Source organism: Actinomadura fibrosa (assembly GCF_900659615.1).
In the GTDB taxonomy this organism is placed as follows: Bacteria; Actinomycetota; Actinomycetes; order Streptosporangiales; family Streptosporangiaceae; genus Spirillospora; species Spirillospora fibrosa.
The window spans coordinates 77437-91114 of record NZ_CAACUY010000005.1; the positions used below are offsets into that span (position 1 = coordinate 77437).

Annotated in this window: 15 protein-coding genes; 11 read left to right on the forward strand and 4 right to left on the reverse strand. The window is 73.1% G+C overall.

Features of this window, described 5'->3' with window-relative positions; genetic code table 11:
* Positions 1–23: 23 nt before the first annotated feature.
* From E1300_RS03690 to E1300_RS03700, 3 genes are all read right to left on the reverse strand, one after another.
* Positions 24–1187, reverse strand: a complete 1164-nt coding sequence (locus E1300_RS03690) for a sensor histidine kinase (RefSeq protein WP_207399459.1) — start codon at positions 1185–1187, stop codon at positions 24–26.
* A gap of 35 nt (positions 1188–1222) precedes the next feature.
* The gene (locus E1300_RS03695; protein ID WP_131755430.1) at positions 1223–1879 is read right to left on the reverse strand and encodes a response regulator transcription factor; all 657 of its coding nucleotides are present in this window, start codon (positions 1877–1879) and stop codon (positions 1223–1225) included.
* 91 nt (positions 1880–1970) lie between these two features.
* The gene (locus E1300_RS03700; RefSeq protein WP_131755431.1) at positions 1971–2540 is read right to left on the reverse strand and encodes a DUF4240 domain-containing protein; all 570 of its coding nucleotides are present in this window, start codon (positions 2538–2540) and stop codon (positions 1971–1973) included.
* Positions 2541–2787: 247 nt separating this feature from the next.
* Here E1300_RS03700 and E1300_RS03705 point away from each other — a divergent pair, with 247 nt between their 5' ends.
* Together E1300_RS03705 and E1300_RS03710 are read left to right on the forward strand one after the other, a co-directional pair.
* Positions 2788–3075: a hypothetical protein gene (locus E1300_RS03705; protein WP_131755432.1), complete on the forward strand. Its 288-nt coding sequence runs from the start codon at positions 2788–2790 to the stop codon at positions 3073–3075.
* Between the two features lie 164 nt (positions 3076–3239).
* On the forward strand, positions 3240–3824 hold the full coding sequence (locus tag E1300_RS03710; protein WP_131755433.1) for a TetR/AcrR family transcriptional regulator: 585 nt from the start codon (positions 3240–3242) through the stop codon (positions 3822–3824).
* A gap of 86 nt (positions 3825–3910) precedes the next feature.
* Here E1300_RS03710 and E1300_RS03715 read toward each other — a convergent pair whose 3' ends face one another.
* The gene (locus E1300_RS03715; RefSeq protein WP_131755434.1) at positions 3911–4294 is read right to left on the reverse strand and encodes a TIGR03618 family F420-dependent PPOX class oxidoreductase; all 384 of its coding nucleotides are present in this window, start codon (positions 4292–4294) and stop codon (positions 3911–3913) included.
* Between the two features lie 89 nt (positions 4295–4383).
* Between E1300_RS03715 and E1300_RS03720 the strand changes: the two genes are divergently transcribed.
* The 9 genes from E1300_RS03720 to E1300_RS03760 all read left to right on the forward strand — a co-directional run bounded on the left by E1300_RS03720 (position 4384) and on the right by E1300_RS03760 (position 13678).
* Positions 4384–4851 carry a winged helix-turn-helix transcriptional regulator gene (locus tag E1300_RS03720; RefSeq protein ID WP_131755435.1) on the forward strand — a complete coding sequence of 156 codons (468 nt, stop codon included), beginning with the start codon at positions 4384–4386 and terminating at the stop codon, positions 4849–4851.
* Positions 4852–5392: 541 nt separating this feature from the next.
* Complete coding sequence (locus E1300_RS03725; RefSeq protein ID WP_131755436.1) at positions 5393–6283, forward strand: Vgb family protein; 891 nt, start codon at positions 5393–5395, stop codon at positions 6281–6283.
* Positions 6284–6389: 106 nt separating this feature from the next.
* Positions 6390–7178, forward strand: a complete 789-nt coding sequence (locus E1300_RS03730) for an RNA ligase family protein (protein WP_131755437.1) — start codon at positions 6390–6392, stop codon at positions 7176–7178.
* Positions 7162–8286 carry an AAA family ATPase gene (locus E1300_RS03735; protein ID WP_131755438.1) on the forward strand — a complete coding sequence of 375 codons (1125 nt, stop codon included), beginning with the start codon at positions 7162–7164 and terminating at the stop codon, positions 8284–8286. The genes E1300_RS03730 and E1300_RS03735 overlap by 17 nt, the downstream gene beginning before the upstream one ends.
* Positions 8287–8397: 111 nt before the next feature.
* Positions 8398–9168, forward strand: a complete 771-nt coding sequence (locus tag E1300_RS03740) for an SDR family oxidoreductase (protein WP_131755439.1) — start codon at positions 8398–8400, stop codon at positions 9166–9168.
* 96 nt (positions 9169–9264) lie between these two features.
* Complete coding sequence (locus E1300_RS03745) at positions 9265–11358, forward strand: sensor histidine kinase (protein ID WP_131755440.1); 2094 nt, start codon at positions 9265–9267, stop codon at positions 11356–11358.
* Between the two features lie 131 nt (positions 11359–11489).
* On the forward strand, positions 11490–11978 hold the full coding sequence (locus tag E1300_RS03750) for a phage holin family protein (RefSeq protein ID WP_131755441.1): 489 nt from the start codon (positions 11490–11492) through the stop codon (positions 11976–11978).
* Positions 11975–12511, forward strand: a complete 537-nt coding sequence (locus E1300_RS03755; protein WP_131755442.1) for a DUF3618 domain-containing protein — start codon at positions 11975–11977, stop codon at positions 12509–12511. The genes E1300_RS03750 and E1300_RS03755 overlap by 4 nt, the downstream gene beginning before the upstream one ends.
* 72 nt (positions 12512–12583) lie before the next feature.
* Complete coding sequence (locus E1300_RS03760; RefSeq protein WP_131755443.1) at positions 12584–13678, forward strand: YihY/virulence factor BrkB family protein; 1095 nt, start codon at positions 12584–12586, stop codon at positions 13676–13678.

Genomic DNA, 13678 nt, shown 5'->3' on the forward strand with positions numbered 1-13678 from the left:
TCGTGGTGGTGTGCGCTCCGCCGTCAAGCCTGGCCGACGCCGTGTGCGGCCGGGAGGGCGGCGGGATGCGGAGCGGCCGGGAGGGCGGCCTGGACGACGAGGCCGCCGCCCGGGCGCGGGGACGCGTCCAGGGTGCCGCCGTGCGCGAGCGCGATCGCGTGCGCGATGGACAGGCCGAGCCCGTGGTGCCCGTCGCCGCGCGCGGACCGGTCCAGCCGCTGGAACGGTTCGAGCAGCCGCCCCACCTGCTCGGGCGGGACCATCGGGCCGGTGTTGCTCACACTGACCACCGCCCGCCCGTCCCGCGCCCCGGTCTCCACCTCGACGATCCCGCCGGGCACGTTGTACCGCATCGCGTTGTCCACGAGGTTGTCGACGAGACGCTCGACGAGGGCGGGGTCGCCGGCGGTCACGGCGGGTGCGATCCGCGAGGTGAGGCGGGGGCCACCGGCGGGTGCCTCCGGACGGGCCGCGAGCACCTGCTCCGTGAGCGCGGCGAGGTCCACCGGGACGCGGGCGTCCAGTCCCCGCTCGCTGGTCGCCAGCGTGAGCAGGGACTCCAGCAGCCGTCCCTGCTGGTCGCTGATCGCCAGGATCCGCTCGAAGGTCGCGCGGAACGCCTCCAGGGTCGGCCGCCGGTCCGTCAGCTTCTCCTCCAGCAGCGCGCGTTCGAGCGTGAGCGGGGTGCGGAGCTCGTGCGCGGCGTTGGCGACGAACCGCTTCTGCGCGTCGAGCGCCGCCTCCAGGCGTCCGAGCAGGCCGTCCACGGTGTCGGCGAGGTCCTTCAGCTCGTCGCGGGGACCGGTGAAGGCCAGGCGCTCGTGCACGTTGCGCGCCGAGATGCGCTGCACCGTGGTCGTCATCGTGCGCAGCGGCCGCAGCACCCGCCCCGCGACGAGCCAGCCGAGCACCAGCGAGACGACCAGCATGAACCCCATCGCGAACCCGGACTGGACGAGGAACTCGTGCTGGAGCACATGGTGCTGCCGCTCCAGCAGCGTGCGGATCGCGTCCGGCGAGTCGGCCTGCCGGCCGCGCTGCGGATACGGGCAGTCCTCGGCCCTGATGCCGTAGCACGGCACCAGCACCTTGAACACCGCGTTCCGCTGGACGAGCACGAACGTGATCGCCAGCAGGGCCGCGCCCGAGACGGCGAACAGCCCCCCGTACAGCAGCGTCAGGCGCATCCGGACCGTCCGCGGGACCCCGCGCGGCAGCCCCCTCATATCCGGTAGCCGCTCTGCGGGACGGTCTCGATGACCGGCGGGGGTCCCAGCTTGGTCCGCAGCCGGTTGACGGTCGCCTTGACCGTGGTGGTGAAGGGGTCCGCCGCCTCGTCCCAGACGCGTTCCAGCAGCTCCTCGGCCGACACGACGCGCCCGCCCGCGGCGAGCAGGTACTCCAGCACCGCCATCTCCTTCGGGCTGAGCGCCAGCCGCAGCCCGGAGCGCGTGACGACCCGCCGCGCCGGGTCGAGCAGCAGGTCGCCGTGCTCCAGGACCGGCGGCAGCGCCGGCTGCGCGCGCCGCCCGAGCGCCCGGATCCGCGCGACCAGCTCCGCGTACGCGAACGGCTTCGGCAGGTAGTCGTCGGCCCCCAGGCTCAGTCCCTCGACCCGGTCGGCGATCGTGCCCGACGCGGTGAGCATCAGGACCCGGGTCCGGCGGCGCGGCTCGGCCACCAGCGCGCGGCAGACGTCGTCGCCGTGCACCTCGGGCAGGTCGCGGTCCAGCACGACCACGTCGTAGTCGGTCAGGGCGGTGCGGTCGAGCGCGGCCCGGCCGTCGAGGGCGACGTCCACCGCCATCCCCTCGCGGTGCAGGACCCGGACGAGGGACTCCGCCAGCTCTTCGTGATCCTCGGCTACCAGCACTCTCATCACCGGTCAGGATGCCCAAGCCGCGGTCACAGCCAGGTCACAGCCCCCCAAGACCGTCATGGAGCACGGCCGCCGCGGCGGCGCACCGCGGTCAGAGGAACAGCGCGGACAGCCGAGGCAGGCGCCTCCTGGTCTCCTCATCGTCCTCGACGTCCCAGTCGTCGCCCGATGGCCCCTCGGGACGCCGCATCGCCCGCAGCACGTCCTCCACGGCCGCATCGAACGTCGCCGTCTCCCCCATGACCCGCGCATAAGCGTTCTTCGGCGCGTAGTGCAGGCCCTCGCAGCCGATCCACCCCTTGTCGTCCTGACCCATCCGCACCACGGTCGGGACGTCCGCGAGCGAATCGGGGTCGGCGACCGCACGGGCGAACACCGACCGACCGAGCAGCATCAACCCGGCACGGAAGTCCATGAAGCCGTCATCACCGCAGCCGCCCTCGATGAGATACGCGGCGTTCCAGAGCGGCCGCCGGTACGCCGAGTCGGCGACGCGCACCATCATCACCTCGAACGCGACGATCGCGGCCCCGTCCAGCTCGGCCAGCCGCCGGGTCACGATGTCCACCAGCGGATCGTCCGGAGAGTCCCGGTCGTCGGCGTGCCCGCCCGCCTCGGCACGCGCCTCCTCGATCAGACCCCACCACGCTTGTTCGTCCACCGCTCCCCTGCCGCAGGCCCGCCATCCGTCCCGCGCCAGTGTGACCGGCACGTCCGACAATCCCGCCCCGCCTCCACCGCACGCACCAACGGCATCCCCGAACAACGCCATCTCCGCGCCAACGCCGACCGTCTCACCCTGCCCTGACGGACGCCGATCCTTGGCCGCGACATTGCCTTATCGGCCGGTCGCCCGGGAAATGAGCCCGATGGGAAGCACACCGCGAGGCACTTGAGGAGAAGGCAGCATGGTCACATACCTGCGCAAGATGGGACTCTCGTCCAACGTCATGTACGCCATGGGATTCGGCTCGATCGCCCTGTCCGTGGCGTCATGGGCGACCTCGCTGAAGGCCGAGCCGGGCGCCGACATGGCCCGCGCGGACCGCTGGGGCATCTTCGTGGGCCAGTGGGCGCCCACCTTCTTCGCCCTCGGCGCGGCGATGCGCCTCGACGAGCAGTGGGGCGCCAAGGGCAAGCACAAGGAGATGGAGCACCACATGGACGACATGCGCGAGCCGATGCACGTCGGCTGAACCCGCGGCGGTACCGGCCGGCGGCCCCCACACCCGCACCCTGGCGGGCCGGCCGGACCGCCCGCAACCACTCGCGTCACCCCCCCCCGCGCCGCCGTCACGCCAGGTAGCCGCGTCCGGCGATAGGGTTCGTGCACAGCCCGACCGCCAGCACGGGAGGACCGGTGGCGCGCCCCCGCACGACCAGCGACGAGGACGTCCTCGCCGCCACCGCGCGGGCACTCGGACGCCTCGGACCCGGTCGCCTCACCCTCGGCGCCGTCGCCGAGGAGACCGGCCTGGCACCGGCCACCCTCGTCCAGCGCTTCGGATCGAAACGCGGCCTGCTCCTGGCCTTCGCCCAGCGCGCCGGAGACGGCGCCCGGCACCCCTTCGAGCAGGCCAGGCAGGACGGCGCCCCTCCCCTAACCGTTCTGCGTACGGCACTGACAGCCATGACCGCGGACGTCCGGGAACCCGAGCAGATGGCCAACCACCTGGGCTTCCTCCAGATGGACATCGCCGACCCCGACTTCCGCGAGCACGCGGCCGCCCACGCCCGGACCGTGGCCAGCGAGATCGAAACGCTGCTCCGCGAAGCCGTAAACACGGGCGACCTGGCCGCCGACGCCGACACCGGACGGCTCGCCCGCTCGATCCAGCTCGCCTACAACGGTGGCCTCGTCCTGTGGGCGATCTCGGGCGAGGGCGAACTCGTCGACGCGCTGCTCGCCGACATCGACGCCGTCCTGTCCCCCTACGTGACCTGAGCGTCGACACCCCTCGCTCAGGCACCGGAACGCCGACCAGTTACGGCACGCTCAACGCCGTCGGCTGCGGACGCCCATCCGGCGGCTCAACCGATGCCGACGGTCTGCCGCTCGGGCTCGACGACCGCGACGACGCGCTCCTGCTCGCGGGGATAGGGCTGCCCGGTGTACTTCCTCGCGATCTCGTCCACGACCTCCCAGGCAGCGTCCCCCTCAAGCCACTCGACGACCCGGCCGCGGACGACGACCGGCCGGGAGGGGTCCTCGGCGGGTGCCACCGACAGCGCCACCCGCGGATCACGGCGCAGGTTACGGGCCTTCCGCGAGCCCGGACCGGTGAGGAAGACGATGCGGTCGCCGCGCGTCCCGACCCACAGCGGGACGGTGTGCGGGGAGCCGTCCGGCAGGACGGTCGCGAGGTGGGCCAGCGAGGTGCCGTCGAGGACGCGGCGGACGTCGGAGTCGAGCATCGGAATCGCCTTCCGGAGTTCCTTGAAGAGACTCCGAGAGCGTAGCACCCAGAGTCTCTTCAAGGAACTCCGAGCGCTAGACTCCGTCCATGCAACGGACGAACTTCGGGGAGATGTCCTGCTCCATCGCACGCACCCTCGACGTCATCGGCGAACCGTGGTCGCCGCTCATCCTGCGCGACGTCTGGGTCGGCGTGACGCGGTTCGACCAGCTCTTGGCCGACCTCGGGATCTCGCGCAAGGTCCTGACCGAGCGGCTTAACCATCTGGTCGACCAAGGCGTGCTCGAACGCCGCCCCTACGACAGGCGCCCCCGCTACGAGTACCACCTGACGCCGAAGGGGATCGAGCTCGTCGATCTGCTCATGGTCATGGTCGCCTGGGGAGACAAGTGGCGCGCAGGTGAGGCCGGCCCGCCCGTGCTCTACCGCCACCACGCGTGCGGCGAGGTCAGCAGCGTCGACCTCCGCTGCTCCCGATGCGGCGAACCGATGCACGCGAACGACGTCGACCTGCTGCCGGGACCTGGTGCGTCGGTGGAACCCCGGCCGGTCTGACGCACTTGTCGGCGCCTCCAGCTCGGAGGGTCACCCTGCTGGGCACCAGCACTTCATCGGAAACGAGGACTCGATCACCCTGCGCGCACTACAGTGAGTACTGAGGCGATTGCTCTGCGAGAGCGTCCCCCCATGCTCCCTGGGCGCGAGGCGAAGGACTCACCCTGCGACTCCCCTGCTTGGTGATGGTTTTTGAGCTTTTTATTGATTAGGAAATATTCAACTTGCCCTCCGCCTTTACAAAGTAAGTTTCAGTGTGAGCACACTGGCAGGTAGCAATCCTCCTCGGGACTTCAAGCCCGACCATCAACGCCTTCGATCGTCAGTGTCGGCACGACTGCTTCTGCCCTCCCCTGCGAACTGTCTGGTCCGGCTCCGCTCAGGCACTCCCCTGCCCAGGGTGGCGTGCCGCCGGGTCGTCGGAGTCAGGGGCGAAGCTGCCTAGAGTGGGGTTCGGCCGGGCACGGGAAGGAGTCCCCTACCGGATGACGCCGGCCGACGGCTTGAAGGAAGACCCGGGCCGAGACGAGGGGGATGATCCATGCCGGAAGGTTCCTACGCCGCGATCAGGGAGATCAGGGTGTCCGGCCCCGAGGCGGGCCCCTACGGGATCACGGCCGGGCCTGACGGTGCGCTGTGGTTCACGCTGGTCCACGAGAAGCGCATCGGGCGCATGGCGCCGGACGGCGACCTCATCCTCCTCCCGGCCGACCCGCTCCACGGCGGACCGATGATCATCACGGTGGGACCGGACGGCGCGTTGTCGTTCACCGAGTTCCAGGGCGACCGCGTCGGGCGGATCGGTGTGGGCGGCGAGGTCACGGAGTTCGCGGCGCCCGGCGGGCCGGGCGGCATCGCGGCGGGTCCCGACGGCGCCCTGTGGTTCACGCTGATGCAGGCGGACCGCATCGGCCGCGTCACCACCGACGGGCAGGTCAGCGGGTTCGCTCTGCCCGGCGACGGCGCGATGCCGTCCATGATCGCCGCCGGGCCGGACGGTGCGCTGTGGTTCACCCTGAACCAGGGGAACGCGATCGGCAGGATCGGCCTGGGCGGGGACGTCGCCGTCCACGCGCTGCCGACCGAGGGCGCCGCGCCGGTGGGCATCACGACGGGGCCGGACGGTGCGCTCTGGTTCGTGGAGATCGGCGCCGGGCAGATCGGCCGGATCACCACGGACGGGAAGGTCACCGAGTTCCCGCTGCCGGACCGGGCGGCCCGGCCGCACGCGATCACGGCTGGTCCCGACGAGGCCCTCTGGTTCACCGAGTGGGGCACCGCCCACATCGGCCGCATCACGCTCGAAGGCCGTATCGACGAGCATCCGCTGCCCACGCCCGGGTCGGAGCCGCACGGCATCGCGCAAGGCCCGGACGGCGCCCTGTGGGCGGCCCTGGAGACCGGCGCACTGGCCCGTATCACCGTCACCTGACGTTTCGGATCGCCGTCGGGACATGGCTCGGGACGCTGCCGTCAAGGGGCGGCCCTGGCTGAAAACCGGTTGGCCGGAAGCAGGGGCGTTCGTTAGAACGGACGGCATGATCCGCAAGTACCCCCGGACCCGGCACATCGAGGGCTCCCGGCTCCAGCCGGGCGACCACGATCTCGCGTCCGTGCCCTTCGCCGAGATCGCCGGGCGGTACCTGGTGGTCGAGGAGAAGCTGGACGGCGCGAACGCCGGCATCAGCTTCTCCGCCTCCGGTGAGCTGCGGTTGCAGAGCCGCGGGCACTACCTGACGGGCGGTCCCCGGGAGCGCCAGTTCGGGCCGTTCAAGGCGTGGGCCGCGTCGGTGCAGCACACGCTGTGGGAACGCTTGGGCGATCGGTACGTCCTGTACGGGGAGTGGCTCTACGCCAAGCACACCGTCTTCTACGACGCGCTCCCCCACTACTTCTGCGAGTTCGACGTCCTCGACCAGCGGGACGGGACGTTCCTGTCCACCGAACGGCGGCGCGAGCTGCTGGACGGCGCGCCGGTGGTGTCGGTGCCCGTCCTGCACGAGGGTCCCCTGCCGGACGTGAAGGCGCTGACGGCGCTCGTCGGCGCGTCGACCTGCCGGACCCCGGGATGGCGGGACGCGCTGCGCGCCGCCGCGGCCGCGGGCGGCGCCGACCCGGACCGGGCCACAGCCGAGTCCGACACGTCCGACGAGATGGAGGGCCTCTACATCAAGGTGGAGGAGGACGGGCGGACGGTCGACCGCTACAAGTGGGTCCGGCCGAGCTTCCTGACCGCGATCCTGGACTCGGGGACGCACTGGCAGGAGCGTCCGATCATCGCCAACGGCCTGGCCGATCCGGAGGTGCTGTATGCGGGTGTTCGATGACCTGTGCCCGGCGCCGCCGGACTGGACGGTGCCGTGGGCGGAGATCCGCGAGGCGTTCGCGTGGGTGCGGGCGCTCGCGGGCGTCCCGCAGGACGCGGTGCATCACGCCGAGGGCGACGTCGAGGTCCACACGCGGATGGCGGTCGAGGCGCTGGCGTCGCTGGACGAGTGGCGGGAGCGCCCGCCCGAGGAGCGGGTGCGGCTGTTCACGACCGTGCTGATGCACGACATCGCCAAGCCCTACTGCACCAAGGTCGAGGACGGTGGGCGTATCACCGCGCACGGGCATTCGCGGCGCGGTGATCTGATGGTGCGCCGGATCCTGTGGGAGCTGGACGCGCCGGTCGCGTGGCGCGAGCACGTCGCGGCGCTCGTCCGCCACCACCAGGTGCCGTTCTGGGCGCTGGAGCGTCCCGATCTCCAGCGGATCGCGTTCCGGGTGAGCCTGCTGGCGCGGAACGACGACCTGGTGCTGCTCGCGACGGCCGACATCCTCGGGCGGATCTGCTCCGACACCGAGGAGGTCTTGGAGAACATCGCGCTGTATCGCGAGTACTGCGCGGAGCAGGGGTGCCTGGACGGGCCGCGGGAGTTCCCGTCCGACCATGCCCGGTTCTGGTACTTCCGCAAGGACGGGCGCGACCCCGACTACGCCGCCTACGACGACACCCGGCTCACCGCGACCGTGCTGTCGGGGCTGCCCGGCGCGGGCAAGGACCACTGGATCGCCGAGCACCGTCCGGACGTCCCCGTCGTGAGCCTGGACCGGCTGCGCGCCGAGATGGGCGTGTCCCCCGCCGGGGACCAGCGTCCGGTGGCGGCGGCCGCGCACGAGCTGGCGCGGGAGCATCTTCGCGCCGGCCGGTCGTTCGTGTGGAACGCGACCAACGTGTCGCGGCAGCTCCGCGACCAGTGCACGGGCTTGATCGCCGACTACCGGGGCCGTGTCGAGCTGGTCGCGCTGGAGGCGCCGCCGCGGGTGCTGCGCGACCGGAACCGGAGCCGCCGGTCGCCGGTCCCGGAGGCGGTGGTCGACCGGCTCGTCCGCCGATGGGAGACGCCCGACCTGACCGAGGGCCACCGCGTGGACTGGCTGAGCACCGTCTGACCCCGCTCCGGTGTCCGCGGAGTGTCGCGTCGCGGCGCGCCGCGGACCGGTTCATGATCGGACGGCGCCGGGCCGCGCCGGCGGACCCGGCACCGGACGAGGGAGGACGGCATGGACGCTTCGGGACGGGTGGCGCTGGTCACCGGCGCCGGGTCGGGCATCGGCGCGGCGGTCGCGGTCGCGCTGCTGGACGCCGGCTGGCACGTGACCCTGGCGGGCCGCCGCGCCGGGCGCCTGGACGAGACGGCGGACGGAGCGCGCGACGCGGGCGGCATCGGCGACCGGGCGCAGACCGTCACCGCCGACGTCACCTCCCCCGAGTCGGTCGGTGCGCTGTTCGGCGCCGTCCGGGACCGGTGGGGGCGGCTCGACCTGCTGGTCAACAACGCCGGCGTCTTCGGGGCGCCCGCACCCGTCGAGGACTACTCCCCCGACGAGTGGGGGACGGTCGTCGACACCAACCTCACCGGCGCGTTCCTGTGCGCGCAGCAGGCGTTCCGGCTGATGAGCGAGCAGGACCCGCGCGGTGGCCGGATCATCAACAACGGGTCGCTGTCGGCGCACACGCCGCGCCCGCACTCGGTGGCCTACACCGCCAGCAAGCACGGGATGACCGGGCTGACCAAGGCCCTGTCATTGGAGGGCCGCCGGTACGGGATCGCGTGCGGGCAGATCGACGTCGGCAACGCGGCCACCGACATGACCGGCGGGTTCGGGGCGGGCGCGCTCCAGGCCGACGGGTCGGTGCGGCCCGAGCCGATCATGGACGTCCGGCACGTCGTCGACGCCGTCCTGTACATGGCGGGGCTTCCGCTGGACGCCAACGTGCAGTCGCTGACGGTGATGGCGACGGCGATGCCCTCGTTCATCGGACGGGGCTGAGGCGCGCCGACCCGGGTGGGATGCCGCTCGGGTGTCCCGGCGCCCGGGGACCCAGCTCCCAGGTCGGCGGGACGGCGCCCGCGCCATGCTGACCAGGTGACCAGCGCCCTTCCGGCGCCTCGGGGCGAGCGGCTCCTGAGGCCGCTCGCCCTCACTCTGGCCGTGCTGTGCGCGGCGGCGACGGCCGCGTTGCAGCTGGACGTCCTGGCCGGTGGCCGCCCGCCGATCCCCCTTGATTCCCCGCATTGGGAGCCGCTGCTGCCCGGGCTGCTGTTCGTACTGGCCGGAGGCGTGCTCGCCACGCGGCTGCCGCGCCGTCCCCTGGCTTGGCTGATGCTGGCGAGCGGGACGATCACCGTGGTCGCCGGGGCCGGGTCGGCGTACGCGTCGCTGTCGATCTCCGAGCGCGGCGGGGAACTGCCCGGCACGGCCGTCGCGCTGTACGCCGGTGCCCGGCTCGGTCCGGTGATCGGCTTGCTCGTCCCAATGGCGCTGCTGTTCTTTCCCGACGGCCGGCTGCCGTCGAGCCGGTGGCGGTGGCCTGCCGCCGTCGCGGTCGCCGGGCAGGCGCTCGGGGCGGCCTGGCTGCTGACAGTGCCCTGGCGGGTGCTCGCCGGGGACGAGCCGATCGCGCCTGAACTGCGGGACGTCCAGCTGGACCCGATGACTCCGCCGCTGCCGGACGGGTTCTGGCCGCCGACCCCGGCGCTTTTCTGGTCGGCGTTCCTCGCCTCGTCCGGCCTGGCGGTGGCGGTGTGCGCCGCCCGCTGCCGCCTCTCGGACCTGGGACGCCGGGCGCGGTGGCGCCGGACACTGCCTGGCGCTGCCATCATCGCCCCACGCTGGCCTTACGACGTACGACGACTGCTGGGTCGGATTCTGCTGTACACGTCCCTCGCCACGGTGGTCGTCGTCGTGGACGTCGCCGTGTTCGCCGCGGCCGCGACGCTCGTCGCGGAACCGCTCGCCGCCGTCGCCGGTGCGGGCGTGGTCGCCGTCCTGTACACGCCGTTGCGGCTGCGGCTGGAGCGTTGGGTGAACCGGATGCTCGGCAGGCGCGACGAACCGCACGATGTCGTGTCGGTGCTGGCCCGCAGCCTGGACGCATCGGTGGGCCCGGACGAGCCGCTGCTGGAGGCGGCGCGGATGGTGGCGGCGACGTTCCGGTCCCCGTACGTGCGGGTGGAAGTGAACCGTGCCGACGGCTCACCCGCCGTCGCCGAGCACGGAGAGCGCCGCGAAGACGTGGTGGTCGTCCCGTTCAAAGGCCGGGGCACGGCCGGCGGGCGGCTGGTGCTCGTCCCGTGGCCGGGCCTGCGGCCGTCGGACGAGGATCAGCGGCTGGTCGCCGCCGTCGTCCGGCAGGCCGCCGCGGCGGTCGGGGAGGCGGCGGTGGCCGGGGCGTTGCGGCGCGGTCGCGAGCGGCTCGTCATGGAGGTCGCCGAGGAGCGCCGCCGGATCCGCCGCGACCTGCACGACGGGCTCGGCCCGGCGCTGGCCGCCGCCGCGCTGAAGATCGAGACCGCCCGCCGTCTCGCGCCCCGGACCGGCGAGCCCGCCGCCATGAGCGACACGGCCTCCGCGCCGGACCTGGCGGATGCGGCGGGCACCGTGGACGCGCCGGACCTGGCGGATACGGCGGAGCGGGCCGAGGCGGCGGGTGCGGCGGACGCGGCGCTGTGCTCGGCGCGTGGGGATCTCGTGGCGGTGCTCGCCGACGTGCGGCGGCTCGTCTCCGGCCTGCGGCCGCCTCCGCTCGACCAGTTCGGGCTGGCGGGCGCCGTCGAGCAGCTCGCCGCGCGGTTCCACGGCCGGTCGCTGCGGGTGGGGCTGCGCTGCGCGGGCGACCTGTCGGCGCTGCCGGCGGCGGCCGAGGAGGCCGCCTACCGGATCGTCGGGGAAGCGCTCGCGAACGTGTCCCGGCACGCGGGCGCCTCGGGCTGCGCCGTGCGGATCGCCGCCGGGGACGGCGCGCTGGAGGTCGAGGTCACCGACGACGGCTCGGGCGTCCGGCCCGGCGCGCCCGCCGGGGTCGGGCTGCTCGGGATGCGCGAGCGCGCCGAGGAGCTCGGCGGCACGTGCGCGGTGTCGGCCCGTCCCGAGGGCGGGACCCGTGTCCACGCCGTCCTGCCGTACGGGCCGCGCCCGGACGCGCCCGCGCCCCTCGCGTCCGCCGGGAGCCCGTCGTGACCGGCGGCGGACGCCGTCCGCGCGGCTGAGCGTTTGCCCCTCCCGTCACGGGTCCTGCACGTTTAGCGCACGAGCAGGGGGAACGGGCTATCCAGGCTGAGCGAAGACGGCACTGGAGGAGGCTCGGGACTATGAGCACCGTGCGGCCGACACAGGACGGCAGAACGGGTGCCGGGACGGTCGGGGCGTCCAGGCAGGACCTCGCCCGCCCGGCATCGGACGGGCAGGGCGAGCGGGACGAACAGGGCACCGGCGAGCTGGTGAGGCAGGCGACCCAGCAGGTCTCCGAGCTCGTGCGCGCCGAGATGCGGCTCGCCACGGCCGAGCTGAAGGAGAAGGGCCGCCACGCCGGGACGGGCGCCGGGCTGTTCGGCGGCGCCGGGCTGGTGGCGCTGTACGGGGTGGCCGTCCTGGTGGCGGCGGCGGTGGCCGCGCTCGCGCTGGTCCTCCCGGTGTGGGCGTCGGCGCTCATCATCGGCGCGGTGCTGATGGCGGTCGCCGGGGTCCTCGCCCTGATGGGCCGCAAGGAGACCGCGCGGGCCACGCCTCCGAAGCCGGAGCAGGCGATGGACACCAGCCGCGAGGCCGTGCAGGAGATCAAGGAGAAGGCGCACCGATGACGAGCCACGACAGGCACGGCGCCGACGCGCGACCCGGGACCGCCGGTACCGGCGCCGACGCGAAACCCGGCGAGGCCGATACCGAGGAGCTGCGCCAGGAGGTCGACCGGGCGCGCCACGATCTCGGCGAGACCGTCGAGGCGCTGGCGTCGAAGACCGACGTGAAGGGCATGGCGAAGGACAAGGCGGCGGAGGCCACGGCCAAGGCGAAGGAGAAGGCGTCGGCTGCCAAGGACGCGGCGGTCGCGAAGGCCGTGGAGGCCAAGGACGCCGCGGCGGCGAAGGCGTCCTCGGCGAAGGACGGCGCCGCGGCGCGGGCCTCCGGGGCCAAGGACGCGGCGACGTCCGACCAGGCGAAGGCGCGGGCCGGCAAGGGCGGGGTCGCGGTGGCGGCGTCGGCCGGCGCGGCCGCGCTGCTGGCCTTCTGGGTGCGGCGCCGCCGGCACCGGTCGTCCGGGCCCGTCCCCGCCGTCAAGGTGCGGTTGAAGCGCGCCCAGTCCGTCCCGGTGAAGGTCCGCCGCCGCTCGTCCTGACCCCGCCCGCCCCGGAGGCGGCCGCCGGACGGCGGCCGTCCCGTCGGCGACACCCCTTGGAAAGAGGCAGCCATGCGCAAGCCAAGCGCTCCCACCGACCTCCCCGCGACCTCGTGGGGTGGGGCGCTCAAGCGCGTCTACGGTGAGTTCAAGCACGACAACCTGTCCGACTGGGCGGCGGCGCTCACGTACTACTCCGTCCTGTCGATCTTCCCGGCGATGCTGGTGGTGGTCTCGCTCGTCGGGATGGCCGGGCAGTCCGTCACCCAGGACCTGATCAAGAACGTCGGCGACCTCGCGCCGGGCGCGGTGAAGGACCTGCTGATCAGCAGCCTGAACGAGTTGCAGCGCAGCCGCGGCGGCGCCGGCCTGGTGGCGCTGATCGGTCTGGCCACCGCGGTGTGGTCGGCGTCGGGCTATGTGGGGGCGTTCATGCGCGCCTCCAACGTCGTCTACGACATCCCCGAGGGCCGGCCGATCTGGAAGACGGTCCCGCTCCGCATCGGGGTCACGCTCGTCACGCTCGTGCTGCTGTCGGTCTCGGCGATCGCGGTGGTGGTCTCCGGGCCGCTCGCCCGCAAGGTCGGGGACGTCCTCGGGCTGGGCTCCGCCGCCGTCACCACGTGGAACATCGCCAAGTGGCCCGTCCTGCTGCTGATCGTGAGCTTCCTGTTCGCGCTGCTGTACTGGGCCGCGCCGAACGCCAAGCGCGGGTTCCGGTGGGTGACGCCGGGCGGGATCCTCGCGATCGTGCTGTGGCTGGTCGCCTCGGCGGTGTTCGCGCTGTACGTGGCGGGCTTCTCGTCCTACAACAAGACCTACGGCAGCCTCGCCGGTGTGATCATCTTCCTGGTCTGGCTCTGGATCAGCAATCTGGCGATCCTGTTCGGCGCCGAGCTGAACGCCGAGCTGGAGCGGAGCCGCGCGATCGCGGCCGGGCAGCCCAAGGAGGCGGAGCCGTACGTGGAGTTCCGCGACACCCGGGCCTTCGATGACGAGGAGCGGCGCGAGGTCGGGCTGGACGGCGGCTCCGGCGGCGGCTCCGGCGGCGCCGCGGCCAGCGAGTCGGGCGGCGCCGCGGCGGGCGCCTCCCGGGAAGAGGAAATCCCGGCAAACAGGAGCTTTCCGGGAAATCACGGGTCGCCGAAGAAGGAACACCGTGAATAG

Bases quoted from the DNA above. Each gene is read 5' to 3' on its own strand.
- E1300_RS03750 (WP_131755441.1), top strand. From the start codon at position 11,490: ATGAGCACCGTGCGGCCGACACAGGACGGCAGAACGGGTGCCGGGACG.
- E1300_RS03755 (WP_131755442.1), top strand. From the start codon at position 11,975: ATGACGAGCCACGACAGGCACGGCGCCGACGCGCGACCCGGGACCGCC.
- E1300_RS03730 (WP_131755437.1), top strand. From the start codon at position 6,390: ATGATCCGCAAGTACCCCCGGACCCGGCACATCGAGGGCTCCCGGCTC.
- E1300_RS03690 (WP_207399459.1), bottom strand. From the start codon at position 1,187: ATGCGCCTGACGCTGCTGTACGGGGGGCTGTTCGCCGTCTCGGGCGCG.
- E1300_RS03715 (WP_131755434.1), bottom strand. From the start codon at position 4,294: ATGCTCGACTCCGACGTCCGCCGCGTCCTCGACGGCACCTCGCTGGCC.
- E1300_RS03760 (WP_131755443.1), top strand. From the start codon at position 12,584: ATGCGCAAGCCAAGCGCTCCCACCGACCTCCCCGCGACCTCGTGGGGT.
- E1300_RS03735 (WP_131755438.1), top strand. From the start codon at position 7,162: ATGCGGGTGTTCGATGACCTGTGCCCGGCGCCGCCGGACTGGACGGTG.
- E1300_RS03720 (WP_131755435.1), top strand. From the start codon at position 4,384: ATGCAACGGACGAACTTCGGGGAGATGTCCTGCTCCATCGCACGCACC.
- E1300_RS03695 (WP_131755430.1), bottom strand. From the start codon at position 1,879: ATGAGAGTGCTGGTAGCCGAGGATCACGAAGAGCTGGCGGAGTCCCTC.
- E1300_RS03705 (WP_131755432.1), top strand. From the start codon at position 2,788: ATGGTCACATACCTGCGCAAGATGGGACTCTCGTCCAACGTCATGTAC.
- E1300_RS03725 (WP_131755436.1), top strand. From the start codon at position 5,393: ATGCCGGAAGGTTCCTACGCCGCGATCAGGGAGATCAGGGTGTCCGGC.
- E1300_RS03740 (WP_131755439.1), top strand. From the start codon at position 8,398: ATGGACGCTTCGGGACGGGTGGCGCTGGTCACCGGCGCCGGGTCGGGC.